This is a genomic window from Virgibacillus sp. M23, from assembly GCF_034190895.1.
GTDB classification, from domain to species: Bacteria; Bacillota; Bacilli; order Bacillales; family Amphibacillaceae; genus Virgibacillus; species Virgibacillus salarius.
This window is the reverse complement of the sequence record NZ_JAWDHA010000216.1, coordinates 1-489: the sequence shown is the minus strand read 5'-3', so window position 1 is coordinate 489 and position 489 is coordinate 1. Positions and strand designations below refer to the sequence as shown.

General features: G+C 41.5%; 1 protein-coding gene and 1 pseudogene. Both read left to right on the top strand.

The window, feature by feature from the left end; genetic code table 11:
* Positions 1 to 137: 137 nt before the first annotated feature.
* A pseudogene (locus RVS70_RS22165) lies at positions 138 to 316 on the top strand (hypothetical protein).
* Positions 274 to 489 (top strand): recombinase family protein (locus RVS70_RS22160; protein ID WP_321134868.1); only part of this gene is annotated, 216 nt, incomplete at its 3' end. The pseudogene RVS70_RS22165 and the gene RVS70_RS22160, both read left to right, overlap by 43 nt.

Below are 489 nucleotides of genomic sequence, written 5' to 3'. Positions count from 1 at the left end.
GATTTACTATATTGAGGGCCCAGTGATATAGAAAACATATCGATGGTTCAAGCCATCGGTTTTTTGTTTTCATACTGAAAACCACCTCATTTGGACAAACAGCTGTTACATAGCATACCCAATGGGTGATGCATTTTATGAAGGTAATAATCATCGAGGGACCGCAAGATGACAAATGCATTAACGATTGCTATCATTATTTAATAAAACTTTATAGGAAGGAGATCCAGGGTGATAGCAATATATGTAAGGGTATCGACCGAGGAGCAAGCGATCAAGGGATCGAGCATCGACAGCCAGATCGAGGCCTGTATAAAGAAAGCAGGGACTAAGGATGTGCTGAAGTATGCCGATGAAGGATTTTCAGGAGAGCTTTTAGAACGTCCGGCTTTGAATCGCTTGAGGGAGGATGCAAGCAAGGGACTTATAAGTCAAGTCATTTGTTACGATCCTGACCGTCTTTCTCGGAAATTAATGAATCAGCTTATC